This is a genomic window from Streptomyces pyxinae, from assembly GCF_024756275.1.
Classification (GTDB): domain Bacteria; phylum Actinomycetota; class Actinomycetes; order Streptomycetales; family Streptomycetaceae; genus Streptomyces; species Streptomyces pyxinae.
Map to the genome: position 1 here is coordinate 1 of NZ_JANUGQ010000009.1, position 22,368 is coordinate 22,368.

Annotated in this window: 17 protein-coding genes; 3 read left to right on the plus strand and 14 right to left on the minus strand. The window is 71.8% G+C overall.

Annotation, left to right across the window (positions count from 1 at the left end; genetic code table 11):
* Positions 1–262 precede the first annotated feature (262 nt).
* From NX801_RS12570 to thyX, 3 genes are all read right to left on the minus strand, one after another.
* Positions 263–1,948, minus strand: coding sequence for a ribonuclease J (locus tag NX801_RS12570; RefSeq protein WP_258787641.1), 1,686 nt, complete (start codon positions 1,946–1,948; stop codon positions 263–265).
* 299 nt (positions 1,949–2,247) lie between these two features.
* Complete coding sequence (gene dapA / locus NX801_RS12575; protein ID WP_258787651.1) at positions 2,248–3,147, minus strand: 4-hydroxy-tetrahydrodipicolinate synthase; 900 nt, start codon at positions 3,145–3,147, stop codon at positions 2,248–2,250.
* A 242-nt stretch (positions 3,148–3,389) separates the two neighbouring features.
* Positions 3,390–4,130: an FAD-dependent thymidylate synthase gene (gene thyX, locus NX801_RS12580; RefSeq protein ID WP_258787652.1), complete on the minus strand. Its 741-nt coding sequence runs from the start codon at positions 4,128–4,130 to the stop codon at positions 3,390–3,392.
* A 372-nt stretch (positions 4,131–4,502) separates the two neighbouring features.
* Here thyX and NX801_RS12585 point away from each other — a divergent pair, with 372 nt between their 5' ends.
* Together NX801_RS12585 and NX801_RS12590 are read left to right on the plus strand one after the other, a co-directional pair.
* Entirely contained in the window at positions 4,503–4,745 is a 243-nt protein-coding gene (locus NX801_RS12585) for a hypothetical protein (protein WP_258787654.1), read from the plus strand.
* 308 nt (positions 4,746–5,053) lie between these two features.
* Complete coding sequence (locus NX801_RS12590; protein WP_258787656.1) at positions 5,054–5,644, plus strand: hypothetical protein; 591 nt, start codon at positions 5,054–5,056, stop codon at positions 5,642–5,644.
* 1 nt (position 5,645) lies between these two features.
* On the opposite strand, the gene NX801_RS12595 is transcribed toward NX801_RS12590, so the two are convergent.
* The 6 genes from NX801_RS12595 to eccD all read right to left on the minus strand — a co-directional run bounded on the left by NX801_RS12595 (position 5,646) and on the right by eccD (position 13,592).
* Entirely contained in the window at positions 5,646–6,098 is a 453-nt protein-coding gene (locus NX801_RS12595; RefSeq protein WP_258787658.1) for a DUF485 domain-containing protein, read from the minus strand.
* Positions 6,098–6,853, minus strand: coding sequence for a 4-hydroxy-tetrahydrodipicolinate reductase (gene dapB / locus NX801_RS12600; protein ID WP_258787659.1), 756 nt, complete (start codon positions 6,851–6,853; stop codon positions 6,098–6,100). Before dapB ends, NX801_RS12595 begins: the two co-directional genes overlap by 1 nt.
* 254 nt (positions 6,854–7,107) lie before the next feature.
* Entirely contained in the window at positions 7,108–8,487 is a 1,380-nt protein-coding gene (locus tag NX801_RS12605; RefSeq protein WP_258787660.1) for a M16 family metallopeptidase, read from the minus strand.
* On the minus strand, positions 8,484–10,712 hold the full coding sequence (locus NX801_RS12610) for a polyribonucleotide nucleotidyltransferase (protein ID WP_258787661.1): 2,229 nt from the start codon (positions 10,710–10,712) through the stop codon (positions 8,484–8,486). The genes NX801_RS12605 and NX801_RS12610 overlap by 4 nt, the downstream gene beginning before the upstream one ends.
* Before the next feature lie 572 nt (positions 10,713–11,284).
* Positions 11,285–11,575, minus strand: coding sequence for a 30S ribosomal protein S15 (rpsO, locus tag NX801_RS12615; protein ID WP_006346214.1), 291 nt, complete (start codon positions 11,573–11,575; stop codon positions 11,285–11,287).
* Between the two features lie 478 nt (positions 11,576–12,053).
* The gene (eccD, locus tag NX801_RS12620; protein ID WP_258787662.1) at positions 12,054–13,592 is read right to left on the minus strand and encodes a type VII secretion integral membrane protein EccD; all 1,539 of its coding nucleotides are present in this window, start codon (positions 13,590–13,592) and stop codon (positions 12,054–12,056) included.
* A gap of 477 nt (positions 13,593–14,069) precedes the next feature.
* Between eccD and eccCa the strand changes: the two genes are divergently transcribed.
* Entirely contained in the window at positions 14,070–18,041 is a 3,972-nt protein-coding gene (eccCa, locus tag NX801_RS12625) for a type VII secretion protein EccCa (RefSeq protein WP_258787664.1), read from the plus strand.
* A gap of 78 nt (positions 18,042–18,119) precedes the next feature.
* Here the strand turns inward: eccCa and NX801_RS12630 are convergent, their stop codons facing one another.
* The 5 genes from NX801_RS12630 to NX801_RS12650 form a co-directional block, all read right to left on the minus strand.
* Positions 18,120–18,422, minus strand: coding sequence for a WXG100 family type VII secretion target (locus tag NX801_RS12630; RefSeq protein ID WP_258787666.1), 303 nt, complete (start codon positions 18,420–18,422; stop codon positions 18,120–18,122).
* 79 nt (positions 18,423–18,501) lie between these two features.
* Positions 18,502–18,846, minus strand: a complete 345-nt coding sequence (locus tag NX801_RS12635) for a WXG100 family type VII secretion target (RefSeq protein WP_258787667.1) — start codon at positions 18,844–18,846, stop codon at positions 18,502–18,504.
* A 69-nt stretch (positions 18,847–18,915) separates the two neighbouring features.
* Positions 18,916–20,028: a S8 family serine peptidase gene (locus tag NX801_RS12640; protein WP_258787669.1), complete on the minus strand. Its 1,113-nt coding sequence runs from the start codon at positions 20,026–20,028 to the stop codon at positions 18,916–18,918.
* Between the two features lie 178 nt (positions 20,029–20,206).
* A complete protein-coding gene (locus tag NX801_RS12645) occupies positions 20,207–21,877 on the minus strand; it encodes a hypothetical protein (RefSeq protein WP_258787671.1) in 1,671 nt (556 codons plus the stop codon).
* Positions 21,878–21,883: 6 nt separating this feature from the next.
* Positions 21,884–22,303 (minus strand): DUF2563 family protein, encoded by a 420-nt coding sequence (locus tag NX801_RS12650; RefSeq protein ID WP_258787674.1) that lies wholly within the window; start codon positions 22,301–22,303, stop codon positions 21,884–21,886.
* Between the last annotated feature and the right edge of the window lie 65 nt (positions 22,304–22,368).

Consider the following 22,368-nt stretch of genomic DNA (forward strand, 5'->3'; position numbering starts at 1 on the left):
CTTTTTCCGCTTCCTGCTCTCGGAATTTCGTATCCAGCGGCCACTGGGGGCCTTGCCTTCCGGTTCCGTCTTTCGACTTTCCCTTTCGGCGGTTCCGACTTTATCAGAGATTCTGAGTCGGTATTTCCACCGCTTCCCTGAAGCGCTGCGGACACACGGTGGTGCCGGGCTTCCCGGTCGGGCGGAGCCGTCAACGTACTGGAGCGGGGCGCTCGGATGCAAATCCGGGGCGCCCCGCTCCTGTTGTGGCCCTTCGGACCGGTCAGACCTCCACGACGACCGGGAGGATCATCGGACGCCGGCGGTAGGTGTCGGAGACCCACTTGCCGATCGTGCGGCGGATCAGCTGCTGGAGCTGGTGGGGCTCGACCACACCGTCCTGGGCGGACCGGTTGAGCGCGTCCTCGATCTTCGGGAGCACCGCGTCGAAGGCGGCGTCCTCGATACCGGAGCCGCGCGCCTGGAGGTGCGGGCCACCGACGATCTTGCCGCTGGAGGAGTCGACCACCACGAAGACCGAGATGATCCCCTCGTCCCCGAGGATCTTGCGGTCCTTGAGGTGGACGTCGGTGACATCGCCGACCGAGAGGCCGTCGACGTACACATAGCCGGCCTGGACCTTGCCGCTGATCTTGGCCTTGCCGTCGATCAGATCCACCACCACGCCGTCCTCGGCGATGACGATGCGGTCCTTGGGGACGCCGGTCAGCGCGCCCAGCTCGGCGTTGGCGCGGAGGTGCCGCCATTCGCCGTGCACCGGCATCAGGTTCTTCGGCTTGCAGATGTTGTAGAAGTACAGCAGCTCGCCGGCCGAGGCATGGCCCGAGACATGGACCTTGGCGTTGCCCTTGTGGATGACGTTGGCGCCCCAGCGGGTCAGGCCGTTGATCACGCGGTAGACCGCGTTCTCGTTCCCCGGGATCAGCGAGGAGGCCAGGATCACGGTGTCGCCCTGGACGATCCGGATCTGGTGGTCGCGGTTGGCCATCCGGGACAGCGCGGCCATCGGCTCGCCCTGGGAACCCGTGCAGACCAGTACGACCTCGTGGTCCGGCAGGTCGTCCAGGGTCTTGACGTCCACGACGAGGCCGGCCGGCACCCGGAGGTAGCCGAGGTCCCGGGCGATGCCCATGTTCCGGACCATCGAGCGGCCGACGAAGGCGACCCGGCGGCCGTACTCGTGGGCGGCGTCCAGGATCTGCTGGATGCGGTGGACATGGCTGGCGAAGCTCGCCACGATGATGCGCTTCTGGGCACCGGCGAAGACCGAGCGCATCACGTTGGAGATGTCGCGCTCGGGCGGGACGAAGCCGGGGACCTCGGCATTGGTCGAGTCGGAGAGGAGGAGATCGATCCCCTCCTCGCCGAGCCGGGCGAAGGTCGGCAGGTCGGTGAGCCGGCGGTCCAGCGGAAGCTGGTCCATCTTGAAGTCGCCGGTGTGCACGACCATGCCCGCGGGGGTGCGGATGGCGACCGCCAGGGCGTCCGGGATGGAGTGGTTGACCGCGACGAACTCGCAGTCGAAGGGGCCCAGCCGCTCACGGTCGCCCTCGGACACCTCCAGGGTGTAGGGGCGGATCCGGTGCTCCTGGAGCTTGGCCTCGATGAGGGCGAGCGTCAGCTTGGAGCCGATCAGCGGGATGTCCGGCTTCAGCCGCAGCAGGTAGGGGACGCCGCCGATGTGGTCCTCGTGGCCGTGCGTGAGCACGATGCCCTCGACCTGGTCGAGACGGTCCCGGATGCTGGTGAAGTCGGGCAGGATCAGGTCGATGCCGGGCTGCTCCTCCTCGGGGAAGAGGACACCGCAGTCGACGACGAGCAGGCGGCCGCCGTACTCGAAGACCGTCATGTTGCGGCCGATCTCACCGAGGCCGCCGAGCGGGGTGACGCGCAGGCCGCCCTTGGGCAGCTTCGAGGGCGCGCCCAGTTCGGGATGCGGATGACTCAAAAGACTCTCCTCACCATGCGCGCCACGTACCGCGGAGGCACGTGGCGCGCATGTCATGTCGTGCACTTGCTCTGGTCGGGTGGGGACGGACCGGCTGAAGATCGTTCCGTGCCGCTCCCCTCGTTCGCCCCGTCCGCGTCGGCTGGGCCGGCTGGGCCGGCTGTTCCCTCGGGGTGCTTCGGGCGCTGTGGCGCGCCGCGCGCCTCGGCAGGGCCGTACGGTTCGGGCAGTTCGGTGGATGTGGCCGGCTTAATACGATCTTGCGGTCCGCTGGTCGTATTCAGTTATGAAGTCTGTGGCTAGAGCTGTACCCCGCCGGCGCCCAGATCGATCTTCAGCTGGGCGGTCTCCTGGGCGGTCAGCTCCACCAGCGGCAGGCGCAGCGGGCCGCCGGGCAGGCCCTGGAGGGCGAGGGCGGCCTTGGTCGTGATGACGCCCTGGGTGCGGAACATGCCGGTGAAGACCGGCAGCAGCCGCTGGTGGATCTCGGTGGCCTTCTGGACGTCCCCGGCGAGGTGGGCCTCGATCAGGGCGCGCAGCTCGGGGGTGACGACATGGCTCACGACCGAGACGAAGCCGACCGCGCCGACGGAGAGCAGCGGCAGGTTGAGCATGTCGTCGCCGGAGTACCAGGCGAGGCCGGAGCGGGCGATGGCCCAGCTGGCGCGGCCCAGGTCGCCCTTGGCGTCCTTGTTGGCGACGATGCGCGGGTGCTCGGCGAGCCGGACGATCGTCTCGGTGTCGATCGGGACGCCGCTGCGGCCGGGGATGTCGTAGAGCATCACCGGCAGCGCGGTGGCATCGGCGATGGCCGAGAAGTGACGGTACAGGCCCTCCTGCGGGGGCTTGTTGTAGTAGGGCGTCACGGCGAGCAGGCCGTGCACGCCGGCGCGCTCGGCGGCGAGGGCGAGCTCGACGGAGTGGCGGGTGTCATTGGTGCCGATGCCGGCGACGACGTGGGCCCGGTCACCGACCGCCTCCAGTACCGCCCGGACGAGCTGGTCCTTCTCCGCGTCACTGGTGGTCGGGGACTCACCGGTGGTGCCGTTGATGATCAGGCCGTCGTTGCCCGCGTCCACCAGATGGGCGGCGAGTCGCTGAGCGCCGTCGAAGTCGAGTGCGCCGTCCGCCGTGAAGGGCGTGACCATGGCGGTGAGGACCCGCCCGAAGGGGGTCTGCGGAGTGGAGATCGGAGCCATGGGTAACACGCTACTCGCTGCTCAGCGCGTGAGGTCCCTTCGGGGACGTCTAATCAGGGGGAGCCCGGCACTGCCTGCTCGGGGGTTCAAGCAGTGCCGGGTCCGTTTCGTCAGCCTAGATGAACTTCACATAACGCCGCAATACGGACGCTTCAGGCGGCTGACCCGGCGGCCCGGAGGGCGGACGGCGACGGCACGACCACCCTCCCCGCCGGGCCCGGACGTCCGTCGGCGGCGGCGTGTCAGGGGGCGACGCGACCGTTGGCGTTGAACGCGGCGTAAGTGAGCGGCATCAGCTTCGCCCACTCCCGCTCCATCCGTTCGCCCACCATCTCGATCTCCCGCTGCGGGAACGAGGGCACCTTCGCCTGCTCGTGCTGGGTGCGCAGGCCGAGGAAGTGCATCAGCGAGCGGGCGTTGCAGGTGGCGTACATGGACGAGAACAGGCCAACCGGGAGCACCGCCCGGGCCACCTCGCGGGCGACCCCGGCCGCCAGCATCTCCTGGTACGCCTCGTAGGCGTCCAGGTACGAACGCTCCATCGTCCGGCTCACCAGGGCGTGCTGCTCCTCGCTGCCCTCGACGAAGACGTACTTACCGGGGCGGCCCTCCTGGACCAGCTTCCGGGAGGTGTCCGGGACGTAGAAGACCGGCTCCAGACGGCGATAGCGGCCCGACTCCTCGTTGTAGGACCAGCCGACCCGGTGCCGCATGAACTCGCGGAAGACGAAGATCGGGGCACTGATGAAGAAGGTCATCGAGTTGTGCTCGAACGGGCTGCCGTGCCGGTCGCGCATCAGGTAGTTGATCAGCCCCTTGGAGCGCTCCGGGTCCTTGTGGAGCTCGTCGAGCGACTGCTCACCGGCCGTGGAGACCCGGGCGGCCCACAGCACGTCCGAGTCGGCCGCGCTGTGCTTGACCAGCTCGACGGTCACCTCGCTGCGGAACGTGGGCTTGAGGTCTTCGGCGGGGGTGTCGCTCACCGGCGGGTCCTTTCACATGCGTCGCTCGGGCGGCGACAACTCTACGGGCCGCCACCGACAGCGTCGGACAGCGGCCGGCGGCCGGGGACACCGGTTGACGGTCATGGACACCGGCTGACGGCCGGGGGCACCGGCTGACGGGGGGCGCGGCCGGGACCGCCGGGACATTCTTCGGATGATCTGGGGAATTCGGGCACCAAATGGCTGTCGCGTACGTCTCATTCGACAGCGGGGGTCGGCCCCGCCCGGCGATGCCGTCCCGGTCCCGTCCGGACCGGACCGGTGCTCCCGTACCGGCCGCCCCGCCACCCGTCCGCACCGCCCGTTCGTCCGTCCGTCCGTCCGTACCGAGAGATCCAGGAGAGTCCCCAGATGTTCCGCCGGCGTGAGGCCGTCCCGTTCGCGTTCGTCGCCGAGTCCGAGCGTTTCCAGAGCAATGTCACTCCCCCGCCCCGGCAGCGTGCGAGCCTGCCGCAGCTTGCCGGCCGCGGTCTGGTCGGGCTGACCGTCGTGGCCGGCCTGGTCGGTTCGCTGCTCTTCGGCCTGCCCGCGCTGGAGGCCGGACCGGCCGCCGGCCAGCACGCCCAGCAGTCCGAGGCGTCCGACGGCCGCTGATCCGCCCCCGGCCGGCCGCTCGGGGCCCGGACCGGCCATCCGGCCGGCCGGCCCCTGAGCGGGTGCCTGCCGAACACCCGGCACCGGTCCCGGCCGGAGCCCGGCTGACACCCGAACGGCCCGGGACGGCCCGGGACCGCGCCGTCCCGGGCCAGGGCCGGGAGCCGCGCGGGAGCGCCGTACCGCCGCTCCCCCACCGCTCCCGCACCGCCTCGTACGGCCCCCTGCGGTGGCCGGTCCTCGGAGGCCTGGGTAGCCTCACCGGGCACACCCCCCTTGCCGAGCGTGTGTGTGAGTGAGGATCCTCCGTGCCCCTGTCCTTTCTGACGGCCGACCGTGCCGCCGACGAGACCCCCACGACCGCCGGGCTCACCGGTGACAGCGCCCTGCCGTTCGACGATCACGACGCCTGGCGCCGGCCGTACCGTCCGGGGCCGTGGCGGGTCGGGGCGGCCGCGCTGGCGCTGCTGCCCGCCGCGTTTCTGCTGCTCGCCGCCGTGGGGCTCGTCCTCACCGGCGCCCTGACGGCGGCGGCCGTCAGCCTGGGCGCGGCGCTGCTGGTGATCGCCGCCGCGCTGCGCCTGCTGCGCATGGGTGTCTGGGTGAGCCGGCACGGAGTCCGGCGCGTCGGCTTCCTCGTCGCCCGGACGGTGCCGTGGGCGCGGGTGGCCTCGATGCGGACGACGCAGCAGCCGGTGCGGCTGCTGGGGCTGCCGCGCACCGTGCAGGGGCAGGCGCTGGTGCTGACGGAGCGCGGCGAGCGGGCACAGCCGGACGGCGGCCGGAAGCTGGTGCTGCTGACCGACCGGAACGCGGACTTCCTCTCCCGGGTGGAGGCGTTCGACCGGGCCGCCGACACCGTGGAGGCCTGGGGCGAGGAGTACGCCGTCCGGGGCTGAGTCAGCTTCCGGCGGGCCGGCCCGCGCGCAGCGCGATGGCGCGCTTCATGGCCTCGCGGGCGCGCGGGGTGTCCCGGGCGTCCTGGTAGGCGACGGCCAGCCGGAACCAGCAGCGCCAGTCGCCCGGGGCCGCCTCGGTCTCGGCGCGGCGCCGGGCGAAGACGGCGTCGGCGGAGTCCCGGTCCACCCGGCCGGACGGGGTGCGCTCCAGTTCGTCCACCGGCAGGCCGCCCTCGGCCTCCAGCTCGGCGGCGAGCCGGTTGGCGCGCAGCACGAACCGGGTGTTGGCCCAGAGGAACCAGGCGCCGATGGCCGGGATGACCAGGGCGGCGATCCCTATGGCGACGGTGACGGGGGTGCCGAGTCCGATGAGCGCCACGGCCCGGCCGCCGACCAGGACGAAGTAGACGACCAGGACGGCGGCGGTGACGGCGTACGACAGTTTGGCGCGCATCAGCCCAGGTCCAGGAAGTGTTCCAGGCCGAAGGTGAGGCCCGGGGCGGAGCCCACCCGGCGGGCGCCCAGCAGGATGCCCGGCATGAAGCTGCTGTGGTGCAGCGAGTCGTGGCGGATGGTGAGCGTCTCGCCCTCGCCGCCGAGCAGCACCTCCTGATGGGCCAGCAGGCCCCGGAGGCGTACCGCGTGCACCGGGACGCCGTCGACGTCGGCGCCCCGGGCTCCGTCCAGGGCGGTTGCGGTGGCGTCCGGCTGGGCCGGCAGCCCGGCCTCGGCGCGGGCGGCGGCGATCAGCTGGGCGGTGCGGGTGGCGGTGCCGCTGGGGGCGTCCACCTTGTTGGGGTGGTGCAGCTCGACCACCTCCACCGACTCGAAGAAGCGGGCGGCGGCCTGGGCGAACTTCATGGTGAGCACCGCGCCGATGGAGAAGTTCGGGGCGATCAGCACTCCGGTGCCGGGCGAGGCGTCCAACCAGCCGGTGAGCCGGGCCAGCCGGTCGTCGGTCCAGCCGGTGGTGCCGACCACGGCGTGGATGCCGTGACGGACGCAGAACTCCAGGTTGTCCAGGACGGACGCCGGGGTGGTCAGCTCGACGGCGACCTGGGCGCCCGCCTCGGTCAGCGTCTCCAGCCGGTCGCCCCGGCCGAGGGCGGCGACCAGCTCCATGTCCCCGGCGGCCTCGACGGCGCGTACCGCCTCGGAGCCGATGCGGCCCTGGGCACCGATGACCGCGACCCGCAGCTTGCTGCTCATCCTCGCCTACCTCGTTCTTCTTCCGTGGTTCCGGGTGGCCCCGGGTTCTGGGTGGCCCGGGGCCGGGGGCCGTGACCGCTCCTGACCGCGGCCGTGGCCGCTCCGGAGCGGTGCTTGTGGCCGTGGCCGCCCCGGGCCCGCCCACCGGACGGCCCGGGCCGGGCCGGGAGCCGAACCGTCCGGGCGGCCGGCCCGGCTCCGGGTGGGGCGGGGGTCCCGCCGGCCGCGCCCGGGCGGGCGCGGCCGGAGCGGGGTCAGGCCACCGCCCGGTGCAGGCGGTCGGCCTGCTTGTCCTTGAGCGGCCCGATCACCGACAGGGACGGCCGCCGGCTGAGAAGCTCGCCGGCCACCTCCCGTACGTCGTCGGGGGTGACGGCGCCGATCCGGGCCAGCATGTCGTCCACCGACATCTGCTCGCCCCAGCACAGCTCGCTCTTGCCGATGCGGTTCATCAGCGCGCCGGTGTCCTCCAGGCCCAGCACCGTGGAGCCCTTCAGCTGGCCGATGGCACGGGCGATCTCCTCGTCCGACAGGCCCTCGGCGGCCACCCGGTCCAGCTCGTCCCGGCAGATGCCGAGCACGTCGTGGACCTGGTTCGGCCGGCAGCCGGCGTACACCCCGAAGAGGCCGCAGTCGGCGAAGCCGGAGGTGTAGGAGTAGACGCTGTACGCCAGCCCCCGCTTCTCCCGCACCTCCTGGAAGAGCCGGGACGACATGCCGCCGCCCAGTGCCGCGTTGAGCACCCCGAGCGCCCAGCGGCGGTCGTCGGTGCGGGCGAAGCCGGGCATGCCGAGCACCACATGGGCCTGCTCGGTGCGGCGGTTGAGGAGCTCGACGCGGCCGGCCGCGCGGATGGCGCGGCTGCCCTGCCGGGGGCCGGTCGGGACCGCGTCGGTACGGCTCAGGGCACCGGCCTTCTCGAAGGCGCGGCGGACCTGGCGCACCACCGTGGCGTGGTCGACGTTGCCGGCGGCGGCGACGACCAGCCGGGTCGGGTCGTAGTGCTTCTTGTAGAAGCGGGCGATCCGGCTCCGGTCCAACGCGTTGATGGTGTCGACGGTGCCGAGGACCGGGCGGCCCAGCGGGGTGTCCCCGAGCATGGTGTGCGCGAACAGGTCGTGGACGCAGTCGCCGGGGTCGTCCTCGGTCATCGCGATCTCTTCGAGGATCACCCCGCGCTCGGCGTCGACGTCCTCCTCACGAATCAGCGAGCCGGTGAGCATGTCGCACACCACGTCGATCGCGAGCGGCAGATCGGTGTCGAGCACCCGCGCGTAGTAGCAGGTGTACTCCTTCGCCGTGAAGGCGTTCATCTCGCCGCCGACCGCGTCGACGGCGGCCGAGATGTCCAGGGCGCTGCGCCGCCGGGTGCCTTTGAAGAGCAGGTGCTCCAGGTAGTGGGTGGCGCCGTTGAGCGCGGGCGTCTCGTCGCGGGAGCCGACGTGCGCCCAGATGCCGAAGGTGGCGGAGCGCACCGACGGCAGGGTCTCGGTGACCACCCGGAGGCCGCCGGGGAGGGTGGTGCGGCGGACCGTGCCGATGCCGTCCTTGCCGGGCAGCAGGGTTTGGGTACGGGCGACGGCCCGCGCCTCCGAAGAGGTGCGGGCCGTCGCCCCGGAACTACGGGAGGTCACTTGTCGGTGCCCCCGGCGGCGCCGTCGGCCGAGCCCTCGGCGTCCTCGTCCGCGATGACGGGGATGAGGGAGAGCTTGCCGCGCTGGTCGATCTCGGCGATCTCGACCTGGACCTTGGAGCCGACCGCGAGCACGTCCTCCACGTTCTCCACGCGCTTGCCGCCGGCGAGCTTGCGGATCTGGGAGATGTGCAGCAGGCCGTCCTTGCCCGGCAGCAGGGAGACGAACGCGCCGAAGGTGGTCGTCTTGACGACCGTGCCCAAGTAGCGCTCGCCGACCTCCGGCATGGTCGGGTTGGCGATGCCGTTGATCGTGGCGCGGGCGGCCTCGGCCGCCGGGCCGTCGGCGGCACCGATGTAGATGGTGCCGTCGTCCTCGATGGTGATCTCGGCGCCGGTGTCCTCCTGGATCTGGTTGATCATCTTGCCCTTGGGGCCGATGACCTCACCGATCTTGTCCACCGGGATCTTGACGGTGATGATCCGCGGGGCGTTCGGGGACATCTCGTCCGGGGTGTCGATCGCTTCCATCATCACGTCGAGGATGTGGAGGCGGGCGTCACGGGCCTGCTTGAGGGCCGCGGCCAGGACGGAGGCCGGGATGCCGTCCAGCTTGGTGTCCAGCTGGAGGGCGGTGACGAACTCCTTGGTGCCGGCGACCTTGAAGTCCATGTCGCCGAAGGCGTCCTCCGCACCGAGGATGTCGGTGAGGGTGACGTAGTGCGTCTCGCCGTCGATCTCCTGGGAGATCAGGCCCATGGCGATACCGGCGACCGGGGCCTTCAGCGGCACACCGGCGTTCAGCAGCGACATGGTGGAGGCGCAGACCGAGCCCATGGACGTCGAGCCGTTGGAGCCGAGGGCCTCGGACACCTGACGGATCGCGTACGGGAACTCCTCGCGGGTCGGCAGCACCGGCACCAGGGCGCGCTCGGCGAGGGCGCCGTGGCCGATCTCGCGGCGCTTCGGGGAGCCGACGCGGCCGGTCTCACCGGTGGAGTACGGCGGGAAGTTGTAGTTGTGCATGTAGCGCTTGCGGGTCACCGGGGAGAGGGTGTCCAGCTGCTGCTCCATGCGGAGCATGTTGAGGGTGGTGACACCCAGGATCTGGGTCTCACCGCGCTCGAACAGCGCCGAGCCGTGCACGCGCGGGATGGCCTCGACCTCGGCGGCGAGCGTACGGATGTCCGTGACGCCGCGGCCGTCGATGCGGACCTTCTCCTTGATGACGCGCTCACGGACCAGGGACTTGGTCAGCGAGCGGTACGCCGCGGAGATCTCCTTCTCGCGGCCCTCGAACTGCGGCAGCAGCTTCTCGGCGGCGACGGCCTTCACCCGGTCGAGCTCGGCCTCGCGCTCCTGCTTGCCGGCGATGGTGAGCGCCTGGGCCAGCTCGGAGCGGACGGCGGCGGAGAGCGCCTCCAGCACGTCGTCCTCGTAGTCGAGGAAGATCGGGAACTCGCCGGTCGGCTTGGCGGCCTTGGCGGCGAGGTCGGACTGCGCCTTGCAGAGGACCTTGATGAAGGGCTTGGCGGCCTCCAGACCGGCGGCCACGACCTCCTCGGTCGGCGCCTCGGCGCCGCCCTTGACCAGCTGGATGGTCTGGTCGGTGGCCTCGGCCTCGACCATCATGATCGCGACGTCGCCGTCCTCCAGGACCCGGCCGGCGACGACCATGTCGAAGACGGCCTCCTCCAGCTCGGTGTGGGTCGGGAACGCCACCCACTGGCCGCGGATCAGGGCGACCCGGGTGCCGCCGATCGGACCCGAGAAGGGCAGGCCGGCCAGCTGCGTGGAGCAGGAGGCGGCGTTGATCGCGACCACGTCGTAGAGGTGGTCGGGGTTGAGCGCCATGATCGTCTCGACGACCTGGATCTCGTTGCGCAGGCCCTTCTTGAAGGACGGGCGCAGCGGCCGGTCGATGAGCCGGCAGGTGAGGATGGCGTCCTCGGACGGGCGGCCCTCGCGCCGGAAGAAGGAGCCGGGGATCTTGCCGGCCGCGTACATGCGCTCCTCGACGTCCACCGTGAGGGGGAAGAAGTCGAGCTGGTCCTTGGGCTTCTTGGAAGCGGTGGTGGCCGACAGCACCATGGTGTCGTCGTCCAGGTACGCCACGGCGGAGCCGGCGGCCTGCTTGGCCAGGCGGCCCGTCTCGAAGCGGATGGTGCGGGTGCCGAAGGAGCCGTTGTCGATGACGGCCTCGGCGTAGTGGGTCTCGTTCTCCACCAGCGGTTTCTCCGTAACTTGGTTACTTTTGCGTCTTTGCGTCCCGCGCCCGTGTGGCGGGGGACGGGGCGGAGATGCGCGCCTCGTGTGCGGGCCGGTCTTCGATCGAAGCACCCGGAGTGCTCTCCGGGGGCCACTACCGAGGACCGGCGATGGCGACGCGCGCCTCTCCTCGTGTGTCCTGCGGTGTTGTGCTGTCGTGCTGTTGTCGTGCGGTGCTGTGCGGTTTCCCGCGGCGCCGTGCGATTCCGTACGGCCGACGGCCGAGCGGTCGTACAGCCGTACAGCCACATCAGTCGTACGGCTGTGGTGCGGCTCCGCGGTCGTACGTCCTTCGTACGGCTCGTACGGCCGGGGGTGCCGACGGGTTCCGCGTTTCCGCGCGGTGCCCCGGTGACACCTGTTGGTCCGCAGTCGTCCGCAGGACGTGCTGGGACCAGACTACAAAGCCGGGGTGACAGTCCGCACGTACAGCGCCCCTGCCCCGGGCGCCGGGGCGTACGCCGGGCGTACCTGACGTACGACGAAGGGAGCGGCTCCCTCGGTGCGGGAACCGCTCCCTTCGCTGCGCCTTACTTGGCGCCGCCGGCCGCGCCGCGGCGGATGCCGAGGCGGTCGACCAGCGTACGGAAGCGCTGGATGTCCTTCTTGGCCAGGTACTGCAGCAGGCGGCGGCGCTGGCCGACCAGGATCAGCAGACCCCGGCGGGAGTGGTGGTCGTGCTTGTGGGTCTTGAGGTGCTCGGTCAGGTCCGAGATGCGGCGGGAGAGCATCGCGACCTGGACCTCGGGGGAGCCGGTGTCGCCCTCCTTGGTGCCGAACTCGGCCATGATCTGCTTCTTCGTAGCGGCGTCGAGAGACACGCGTACTCCTCTGGTGTTCCATGCGCCCGCGAGTGCCCCTGGTCTTGGTCTCAGGGGAGCTTCCGTGACTCGGAGGCGAGGGTCCGATGAGCGCTGCCCCCAGAGAATCCGGAGGCGCGTACACAAACGGCCGTTGTCGAGCCTACCAGCCACCGGGGACCACCCCGGACGGGACCCCGGTGGCCGCGGTGCCCCGGGGGGCGGCGGGGCCTCGCCGCCCCGGCCCGGTGGCACGGGCGGGACACGTACTCCGCGTACTCCGCGTACTCCGGTACGGCCCCGGCAGGGCCGCCCGGTACCGCTCCCGGGCTCCCCCGTGGAGCCGCCGGAGGGCACCCGGGCGTACCGGGTGCGGGCCCGGCCGGTCCGGGGCGGGCCGGCGGCGGCCGGTCGGGGGGCACGGCGTGCAGGAGGTCACGGCGCCACGAGGCCACGGCGCCACGGCGTCACGAGGTCACGGCGTCAGGAGGTCACGGCGTCAGGAGGTCATGGCGCGGATGGTGTGGTAGACGCCGAAGACCGCGAGGCAGAGCGGGATCAGGGTCAGCAGGACGAAGCCCTCGGCTATCTCCAGGAAGCGGCCCCAGAAGGGGGTGACGCCCGCGCGGGGGACGATCAGGCCGATGGCGGTGATCACGCCGGCGACGGCGGCCACCGCGGCGGCCAGCCAGACGGTACGGAGGTCGAGACCGCCGCCGTCGCCCCGGAGCGCGGCCCGGACCAGGGCGCTCGGCGGGTTGAGGCAGAGGCCGAGGCCCAGCAGGAGCAGCGACCCCAGACCGGCGGCGAGGGCGCAGCCGACCTGGGCGGTGTAGCGGAAGAGGTGGGCGCGCATCATCATCGCCACGCCCGTCGCGAAGGCCAGCAGCTGGCCCCAGAGGCCGGCGGAGAAGCCCAGGACGGCCGAGGCGCCGACGGCCAGCAGGGCGCAGCCGCCGACCAGGCCGACGAGCAGCTCGTGGCCCCGGTGGACCCGGGCCGCGACGGCCACCGGGTCGACCGGCTCCGCCGGGGTGGGCTCGGCCCCGTACCCGGCCACGGTGGTGCGCGGCGGGTCGAAGCCGAGCGGCAGCCGGGCGAACCGGGTGGAGAGGGCGGGCAGGAAGGCGAGCGCGCCGACGGCGAGCGGGGCGCAGACGGCGGCGGACTCGACCGGGGTCATCCCGGTCAGCACGGCGGCGAAGGTCACGAGGAGGCCGACGGCCGAGGCGAGGACGAAGGCGACGAAGGGTCCGTCACCGGCCGGGGAGACCGCCGTCAGCACCACGGAGACGACCAGGACGGCGGCGCAGGCGACCAGGAACTGGAGCCGGCCGGCCCCCTGGCCGCCGGCGAAGGGCAGCAGTCCGGCGCCGCCGACGGCGGCGTTGGCCATGGCGCCGATGCCCAGCGCGACGGCCGAGCCCCGGTCGTCGTAGACCCGGGCCCGGACACAGGCGAGGGCGAGCAGCAGCACGCCCGCCACCCCGGCGAGGATGCCGGGCAGGCCGTGCGTGTCGTGCCGGGGGTCGGCGGTGAAGAGCACCAGGGCGAGCAGGACCAGCAGCGCCGAGCCGCCGAAGAGTCCGGCGCCGCGCATCAGGCCGTCGTTCCACATGGTGCGGTCGCGGGCGACGGCCGAGGCGACGGCGTCGGAGACGTCGTCGAAGACGGCGGGCGGCAGCGACTCCGCGAACGGGCGCAGCGAGAGCAGCTCGCCGTCGAGGATCCGCTGGGCGGCGAGACCGCGGCCGCTGTCCAGGACGGTGCCGTCGCGGCGCACCAGGTGGTAGCCGACGGGGGCACCGGGGGCGGGGCTCTGGCCGGACAGCCGGAGGATCTCCGGGTACAGGTCGGCCAGCGCGATGTCCTCGGGGAGTGCCACGTCGACCCGGCCGTCCGGGGCGACGACGGTGACGCGGCAGAAACCGGTGCCGCCGGCGGACGGCTGGGCGGGAGCCGGCTGTCCGGGTCCGGCAGTGGGGCCGGCGCCCGGTCCCGTGCTGGCGCCGATGCCGGCTGAGGCCGTCGTACTCACCTGCTGCTTCCCCCTCGTGTGGGCCGTGCGTTCCGTCCGGCCCGTTCGTCCGCCGGCTCGCTCCCGTGCGTTCCGGCCGCCTGTCCGTGCGCCGGCCCGGCCGCCCGTCCGTTCGTCGGCCCGGCCGCCTGTCCGTCCGCCTGTCCGTTCGCCGGCGACTCCGTGCGGGCGTATGAGCGTACGGGTGTGACGGGCTTACGGGTACGACGGGCATACCGCCGGGCTTCCGGGCCGGTGGGACCGGGAGCCCGGGGAACCGGCCTGCTCCGCGCGCCCCTCGCCGGGCGGCCCGGAGCGGGTCCGCCGGGCGGTGGTGGCCGGAACGGGCCGGATCGCACCCGGGTGCGACCGTGCCGCGTCAGCCTACCGTCCGGACGTGTCCGGGCACGCAAGTAGGATCCCTCCCCGCGGACGGTTGCCCGTCGCCGAGGGGGCGCCGAGGGGGACCTCTCCGTCCGCCGAGGGATTGGGTGAGCTGTGAGTCAGATCGTCGTCAAGCGCCCGCCGCGGGTACTGCCGCCCGAGGTGGACGGCGAGCCGGTGCCGCTCCAGCCGCCGCCGGAACTGCCGCGCGGCCAGCAGGAGGGCGTGCTGATGCAGCTCCTGCCCACGCTGGGCATGGGCGGTTCGGTCGTCTTCTTCTTCATGACCCCGAGCCCCGTGATGCGGATCATGGGCATGGTGATGATCGCGTCCACGGTGGCCATGACCATCGCGATGCTGGTGCGCTACCGGCGCGGCACTCAGGGGCAGTTGGCCGATCTGCGGCGGGACTACCTCTCGTATCTGAATCAGACCCGCCGGGCGGTGCTGCGGACGGCGCGCCGCCAGCGGGACGCGCAGTACTTCGTGCACCCCTCCCCCGAGCAGCTGTGGGCGCTGGTGGCCGAGGGCAGCCGGGTGTGGGAACGGCGCGTCGGTGACGACGACTTCGGGCAGGTGCGGGTCGGTCTGGGCAGCCAGGAGCTGGCCACGCCGCTGGTGGCGCCGGAGACGGCGCCGGTGGACGAGCTGGAGCCGCTGGCGGCGGGCGCGATGCGGCAGTTCCTCACCGCCCACTCCACGCTGGACGGACTGCCGATGGCGGTGTCGCTGCGGGCGTTCGCGCAGCTGACGGTGAGCGGTGACGAGGAGTCGGTGCGCGGGGCGGCCCGGGCGATGGTCGGTTCGCTGGCCGCGCTGCACTCCCCCGAGGACCTGGTGATCGCGGTGGCGGCCGGCCGGGACACGGTGCCGCTGTGGGAGTGGGCGAAGTGGCTGCCGCACGTCCAGGCGCCCGGTTCCGGGGACGGGGCGGGCACCCGGCGGCTGATCACCACGGACGCGGTGGAGCTGGAGACGATGCTGGCCGGGCGGCTGGAGGGCCGGCCCCGGTTCCAGCCGGGCGGCCAGCCGCTGCTGGACCAGCCGCATGTGGTGATCGTGCTGGACGGGCCGTCGGTGCCGCCCATGTCGCCGCTGGCGGGCGAGGGCCTCCAGGGTGTGACGGTGGTGGAGCTGGTCCCCGGGGAGCCGGCCGAGATCCGCGGCGACCTGTCGATGGTGGTCCGGCCCGGCGCCCTGCGGCTGGAGTCGCACCACGGGCTGGTGTACGACGGGACACCGGACCGGCTCGGCCCGGAGGCCGCCGAGGCGCTGGCCCGGCAGCTGGCGCCGCTGCGGGTGGCCGCGGGCGGGGACGACGACCAGCCGCTGCTGGCCAACCTGGACTTCACCGATCTGCTGAACCTGGGCGACGCGGCCTCGGTGGACGTGGCCCGGACCTGGCGGCCGCGCTCCCAGTCGGAGCGGCTGCGGGTGCCGATCGGCGTCGGCGAGGACGGCGTGCCGCTGATGCTGGACCTCAAGGAGGCGGCCCAGGAGGGCATGGGCCCGCACGGACTCTGCGTGGGCGCCACCGGTTCCGGCAAGTCGGAGCTGCTGCGCACCCTGGTGCTGGGGCTCGCGGTCACCCACTCCTCGGAGACGCTCAACTTCGTCCTCGCGGACTTCAAGGGCGGTGCCACCTTCGCCGGGATGTCCCGGATGCCGCATGTGGCGGCGGTGATCACCAACCTGGCGGACGATCTGACGCTGGTGGACCGGATGGGCGACTCCATCCGGGGCGAGCTCAACCGGCGGCAGGAGATGCTGCGGGACGCCGGCAACTACGCCAACATCCACGACTACGAGAAGGCCCGGGCGGCCGGCGCGCCGTTGCAGCCGCTGCCCTCGCTGGTCCTGGTGATCGACGAGTTCAGCGAACTGCTGACCGCCAAGCCGGACTTCATCGACATGTTCGTCCAGATCGGCCGGATCGGCCGGTCGCTGGGCGTGCATCTGCTGCTCGCCTCGCAGCGCCTGGAGGAAGGCAGGCTGCGCGGTCTGGAGACGTACCTCTCGTACCGGATCGGTCTGCGCACCTTCTCCGCCGCCGAGTCGCGGGCCGCCATCGGGGTGCCCGACGCCTACCACCTGCCGAACGTGCCGGGCTCCGGCTACCTCAAGTTCGGTACGGACGAGATGCTGCGGTTCAAGGCGGCGTACGTCTCCGGGGTCTACCGGACCGGCTCGCGCGACGCGCTGCCGAGCGGCCCGCTGCCGGTGGACCGGGCCCCGGCGGTGTTCACGGCGGCCCCGGTGCCGGTCCGGTACGCCCGGCCGGCCGCCACCGCCGCCGTGCCCGCGCCGCGCGGCGGGGACGACGCGCTGGCGGACACCGTGCTGGACGTGATCGTGCGCCGGCTGGAGGGGCGCGGCGTCGAGGCCCACCAGGTGTGGCTGCCGCCGCTCGACAACCCGCCGCCGCTGGACGAGTTGCTGCCCGGCCTGGCCGGGGTGCCCGGGCGCGGGCTGACCCAGCCGGGGTACGAGGGCGCGGGGCGGCTGATCGTCCCGCTGGGCGTGGTGGACAAGCCGTTCGAGCAGCGCCGGGACACCCTGTACCGGGACTTCTCGGGGGCGGCGGGCCATATGCAGATCGTCGGCGGGCCGCAGTCCGGCAAGTCCACCCTGCTGCGGACCCTCGTCTCGGCGTTCGCGCTCACCCACACCCCGCACGAGGTGCAGTTCTACGGGCTGGACTTCGGCGGCGGCTCGCTGTCCTCGGTGGCGGGGCTGCCGCACGTCGGCGGGGTCGCCTCCCGGCTGGACCCGGAGAAGGTGCGGCGGACCGTGGCGGAGGTGTACGGCATCCTCACCCGGCGCGAGGAGTACTTCCGTACCGCCGGGGTGGACTCCATCGCCACCTACCGGCGGCTGCGGGCGCGCGGTGACATCTCGGTGGCCGAACAGCCGTGGGGCGATGTCTTCCTGGTCATCGACGGCTGGGGCAACTTCCGTACGGACTACGAGGGCCTGGAGCCCGCCGTGGTGGACATCGCGGCCCGGGGCCTCGGTTACGGCATCCATGTGGTGGTCACGGCGTCGCGCTCCATGGAGGTCCGCGCCAACATGAAGGACCACCTGATGAACCGGCTGGAGCTGCGGCTCGGTGACACCATGGACTCGGAGCTGGACCGCAAGGTGGCGGTCAATGTGCCGACCGGGGTGCCGGGCCGGGGCATCACCCCGGAGCGGCTGCACTTCATGGCGGCGGTGCCGCGCATCGACTCCATCAACTCGGACAGCGACCTCTCCGAGGCGAGCGCCGCCATGGCCCAGGAGGTCGGCCGTCACTGGACCGCCCCGGGCGCCCCGGCGGTACGGCTGCTGCCGCGCGAACTCCCGGCCGGCCGGCTGCCCGCCGGGTACGCCGAGCCGGAGCGCGGGATCGCCTTCGGCATCGACGAGAACAACCTGGAGCCGGTCTTCGCGGACTTCGAACGCGACCCGTTCTTCCTGATCTTCGGGGACAGCGAGTCCGGCAAGTCCAATCTGCTCCGGCTGATGATCCGGCGGATCACCGAGCGGTACGACGGGGACGCGGCGAAGTTCTTCGTGATCGACAACCGCCGCGCGCTGCTGGACGTCACCCCCGCCTCGCATCTGGCGGAGTACGTGCCCATGTCCAACAACATGGAGCACCATGTCGACGCCCTGGCCGACCTGATCCAGCGCCGGACCCCGCCGGCCGACGTCACCGCGCGCCAGCTGCGGGAGCGGAGCTGGTGGAGCGGGCCCTCGGTCTTCGTGGTGGTGGACGACTACGACCTGGTCTCCACATCGAGCGGCAACCCGCTGGGCGCCCTCACCGAACTGCTGCCCTTCGCCCGGGACGTGGGCGTCCGCTTCATCATCGCCCGGGGCGCGGCGGGCGCCAGCCGGGCGACCTACGAGCCCTTCATGCAGCGGATGATGGAGCTGGGCGCCCAGGGCGTGCTGCTCTCCGGCGACCTCCAGGAGGGCGAGATCCTCGGCGGCGTCCGGATGCGCCCGCAGCCGCCCGGCCGGGGTGTCTTCGTCTCCCGCCAGCGCGGCAACCCGCTGGTCCAGACGGGGCTGCTGGCGCCGGAGGGGGACGCGTACTAGCGGGCGAATACGACAGGGTGGGCACCTCCCGTGCGTGCCCACCCTGTCAGTTCGCGTCTCCCCCGGCGCGGGGGGCCGTCACTCGTAGTAGCCGGCCGCCTTGCGGTCGCCGGCCTGGTACTTCGGGCCCGCGTCACGGACGGCGCGGGCGATGCCCATCAGGGCCTCGTGGATCGCGCGGGCGTCCTTGTCCCACTTCTTGTGCATCCCGTCGGCGGCCGTCTTGGCCTCACCCTCGAAGTGGTCCGAGATGCTGCGGATCTTGGTCTGAAGCGCCTCCAGGGAGGCGTCCAGGTCCTTGGCCTGCTTCTCGATCACACCCGCCGCGTGGTCCAGCGACGAGTAGGTGACGGCCATCAGGTCGTCGTTCTGCCCTGTCATGATCTCTCCGGTTCTATCGGTCGTGCTGCTGGTGACTGCCGGTGGCCGCGGGGTCGCGAGGCCGCAGGCCGCGGCTGTGTCAGAGGTTGGAGATGTTGGAGTGGGGCCGTCCCGCGCCGACATCGACCTTCACGCTGTGCACGGTCTGCTGCACGTCGTCGTCGGTGTTGGCGGCGGTGGTACGGGTCTTCCCGATGGCCTCCTGGAACTTCGCCAGCAGCTTGCCGATATCCACCATGTGGTTGTTGATCTCGTTCTGCTTCTTGTTGTACGCACCGGCGCCGATACCGCGCCAGTTGCCCTCCAGGCCGTCGATGACGCCCTGCAGCTGGGAGAGCTGCGCCTTGACGTTGGTGAACTGCTGGTCGAGTTCGTCCTGGAAGCCCTTGAGACTGCTGTCTCCGACCTTCTGCTGTCCTGCCATGGGGTTACTTCCTCCCGTTGTGAATGTGGAGCTGGTGGTAGGTGGCTTGGTGGTGAGAGGGCCGGCCGCTCAGGCGCGCTGCCGCCGCCTGCGGGCGAAGGCCACGGCGCCGCCCACGACGAGCACCGCCGCCACGGCTCCGCCCACGATCAGCGCGGTCCGGCCGCCCCCGCCACCGTCCGTGGCGGCGGCCTTCTCGGGCCCGGGGGCGCCGGGCTCACCGGATGTGCCGGCCGCCTCGCCGGACCGGGCGGGCGAGGGTGAGGGCGAGGCCGGGGCGGTGGGCTTGCCGTCCGACCGCTTGTCGGTGAGCGGACTGATGTCCGGGTCACCGGGCTTGCCGAGGCCGCGGTTGATGTGGGCGGCGGGGCGGGAGATGCCGTGCCCCAGGTAGTTGCTCACCGACCCGGGCGTCCAGTCCTTGCTGCGCCCGGCCGACTCGAACATCACCCGCAGGACCTGGTTGGCGGTCCAGTCGGGGTGGGCGGACCAGATCAGCGCCGCACCGCCGGAGGCGATGGCGGTGGAGAAACTGGTGCCCTGAGTGCCCTCGCAGTAGCGCTTGAGGGTCTCGTCGCACCAACTCGGTATGTCCACCCCAGGGGCGGCGATGTCGATCGACTCACCGTGCTGGGAGAAGTCAGCGACCTTGCCTTTCGGGTCGGTAGCCGCCACGGCGACGACCTCTGTGAAGCTGGCGGGATACTGAAGCTTGTTGTCCTTGTTGCCATTGTTGCCGGCACCGGCGAAAATCAGCTTTCCCTTGCTGAAGGCGTAATGCACGGCATCCCGCACGCCGAAACTGGTGAACTCTCCGGCCATGGACACATTGATGATCTGCGCCTCGCTGTCAGCGGCGGCCCGAATGGCCTGTTCCTGGTCGAATCCGTTGACCTTGACCTCATCCTGCAACTCGGTGTCGGAGATACGGAAGGGGATGATTTTGGCTCCGGGAGCCACTCCCTGAAGCCCGCCACCTTTACCGGTTCCAGCGATGAGTTCCGCCACGGACGTCCCGTGACCCCGGTAATCGTCCGTCTCCTCACCAGGCGTCCCCGACAAGTCCTTGCCCTTCAGCACTTGGCCTTTGAGAGCGGGCGTGGAGGGATTGACGCCACTGTCAATGACGGCAACCTTGATGCCCTCGCCAGTGGTCTTCTTCCACATCTCCTCGACGTGCATGGCACTCAGATACCACTGCTGTGGCCGTGCACCATCAGCGGGAGCGGCAATTGCGATGCCACTGACACCGGGGAGCAGCACCGCAACCGCCGTGGCGCACACCAGAGCGCGTCCGCGAGACGTCCGAGCAGCCCTGCGGGACTGGGGCTTCACGTGCTTCATCCTGACTTCCGAGCCTTCAGCGGGTCTGGTCGATCACCGGGGGAACGGCCTCGCGCTGCTTGGCCGCCCAGGTCTCCTCGTCCTCGACCAGGTAGTCCGGCCGGGTCGAGGAGTTCCGCTCCCGCTCCTCGGGCTTCTCACGCCGCCCCGCACGCCCGCTTACTGGCCGCTGACCGGACTTGTCGTTCTGCCCGCCGTTGCGCGGTGTGCCCACCACACCGTTCGGGCTGGAGGTACCGCGTCCGCCGGACCGGGTGACAGGCGTCTGTCCGGCCCGCCCGGTGGCGCCCTGCTGGCCGCCGACGACCGTTCCCTGCGGAATACGCCGACCGTTCGCCGCACCACTGCCGGCACGCTGGGGTTTGCCGCCCATGATGGGCGAGGTACGGCCGTTGACCGGCTGCTGACCCGCCGCACCCGCACGACCCGCCGTGGGTGACGCTCCCCCGCCGCCAGGCACTCCGCTCCGCCCGAACGGCCCGGCTCCGGAAGCGCCGGCGCGCCCGGCCGGGGAAGGCCGTCCACCGGTCACCGGACCGGTTTCCTCGGCACGGCTGACAGCCCGGCCCAGGGGGCCGCGGCCCCCGGTTCCGCCGGGGAGGCCGACCCGGGCGACCCCGTAGGTTCGCGGCACCGATTGCGTGCCGCTGGTACGCGGAGCCGTGCCGCCCACCGGCGTGAGGCCGCCGGTGGGTACAGAAACCTGAGGGTTCGCGGCAGGAACGGTGCCCGGAGACGCGGGCGGCGCGCTGACAGGTCCGGGAGCGGGCGCCACCGGGGTGGTGACGCTGTCGATGTTCGTCGTGGTGTCGAGCTGCGGCGCCCGGCCCACCTCACCGAGGTGACCGGGGCGGTGAGAACCGGACCCACCGCTGTCGGAAAGCCGCGTGTGTCTCACCGGAGCGACTCCGCCGTGCGTTCCGCCGTTGTCTCGCCGCGACTCGTTCACCCTTGTGGGGCTGTCCCTGACTCCGCCGATCGGAGGCGGCACATCGACATTCAGCAGCTTCGGTGGCTTCGGGGGCTCCTGGGCGGCCAGGGTGGTCTCGGAGACCGAGTAGTAGGAGGCCAGCCGGTTCATCTGGTTGATGGCCTCCTGGCGGTCCTGCTCGACCTGGAGGGCCTTCTGGTACTCCTTGTTGGCCTCGATGCGCTCCGGAAGCGCGAAGTCCTCCGGCTTCTTCTGCACAAAGCGGTTGTCGCGCGGCGGGCGGGCGTTGCGGACCGAGGCGAGGCCGGTGCTGGCGACCTGCATCTGGGAGCCGACCGTGGTGGCGAAGCCGGCCAGGCCGTAGGCGTACTTGACCAGCTCGGAGCCGTAGCGGCGGAACTCCTCGGCGCCCTCGCCCTCCCAGTGGACCGCCTCGACATAGCCCGCGAGGTCCCGGGCCGCCGTGTTCAGCGCGGTGGTCACGTCCTGGAGGGACTTGCCCGCGTTCTCCAGCTCGGCGGGGTCGGCGGACTCCAGAAAGTCCAGCATCACGTTGAGCTGTGCGTTCTCGAAGTCCGTGCGCCCGAGGACGCTTCCGCCCCCGGTGAAGAAGGAGAACGTGTCGTTGAGCGTCTCCGCCGTCTTGACGACGGCGAACCGGCCGGCGACGGCACCGCGACGGGTCGCCTGTGCCTCCTCCATCTGCTTCAGCATCTGGCCGGGAGTGGGCGGCTTGGGCTGCTGTTCCTCACTCATCGCTGGTCACCCCATGTCCGTCGTGCCGCTCTTGGTGCCCTCACGGGGCCGCTTCGGCTCGTCCTTGTGCTCGTACTGCTCCGCCTCACGGGCCTGGCGCACGAGGATGGTGTGGAAGCGGCGGCGGGTGTCGTCCTCCACGTTGTCGTAGCCGACGTCGGAGGCGTGGACGCCGATGTTGTACAGCTCGATCTGCTCTCCGAGGGACTTGGAGAGCCTGATCAGCTCCGTGTGGACGCGCTGGTACTGCGCGTGGAAGCCGTCGGCCTCGGCGAAGTGGAGGCCGGTGCCGAAGGCTGCGCGGTCCACCGCCTGCCGGGCCACCTGGCCGCTGCCGGCGTGGCCGCTCTCCAGGCGCGTCAGCAGGTCGTCCACATGCTGCTGGAACTTCCTCAGCGCTCCCACACCGCGTGTGAGGTCAGTCAACGGAATCCCCCGATCCCCGTGTCGCGAGCATGCTGCCCGTCTCTCCCCGTTTCTCCGGCGGTTGC

Bases quoted from the DNA above. Each gene is read 5' to 3' on its own strand.
- dapA (WP_258787651.1), bottom strand. From the start codon at position 3,147: ATGGCTCCGATCTCCACTCCGCAGACCCCCTTCGGGCGGGTCCTCACC.
- NX801_RS12585 (WP_258787654.1), top strand. From the start codon at position 4,503: ATGTTCCGCCGGCGTGAGGCCGTCCCGTTCGCGTTCGTCGCCGAGTCC.
- NX801_RS12595 (WP_258787658.1), bottom strand. From the start codon at position 6,098: ATGCGCGCCAAACTGTCGTACGCCGTCACCGCCGCCGTCCTGGTCGTC.
- dapB (WP_258787659.1), bottom strand. From the start codon at position 6,853: ATGAGCAGCAAGCTGCGGGTCGCGGTCATCGGTGCCCAGGGCCGCATC.
- NX801_RS12630 (WP_258787666.1), bottom strand. From the start codon at position 18,422: ATGACAGGGCAGAACGACGACCTGATGGCCGTCACCTACTCGTCGCTG.
- NX801_RS12635 (WP_258787667.1), bottom strand. From the start codon at position 18,846: ATGGCAGGACAGCAGAAGGTCGGAGACAGCAGTCTCAAGGGCTTCCAG.
- NX801_RS12640 (WP_258787669.1), bottom strand. From the start codon at position 20,028: ATGCACGTCGAGGAGATGTGGAAGAAGACCACTGGCGAGGGCATCAAG.
- NX801_RS12645 (WP_258787671.1), bottom strand. From the start codon at position 21,877: ATGAGTGAGGAACAGCAGCCCAAGCCGCCCACTCCCGGCCAGATGCTG.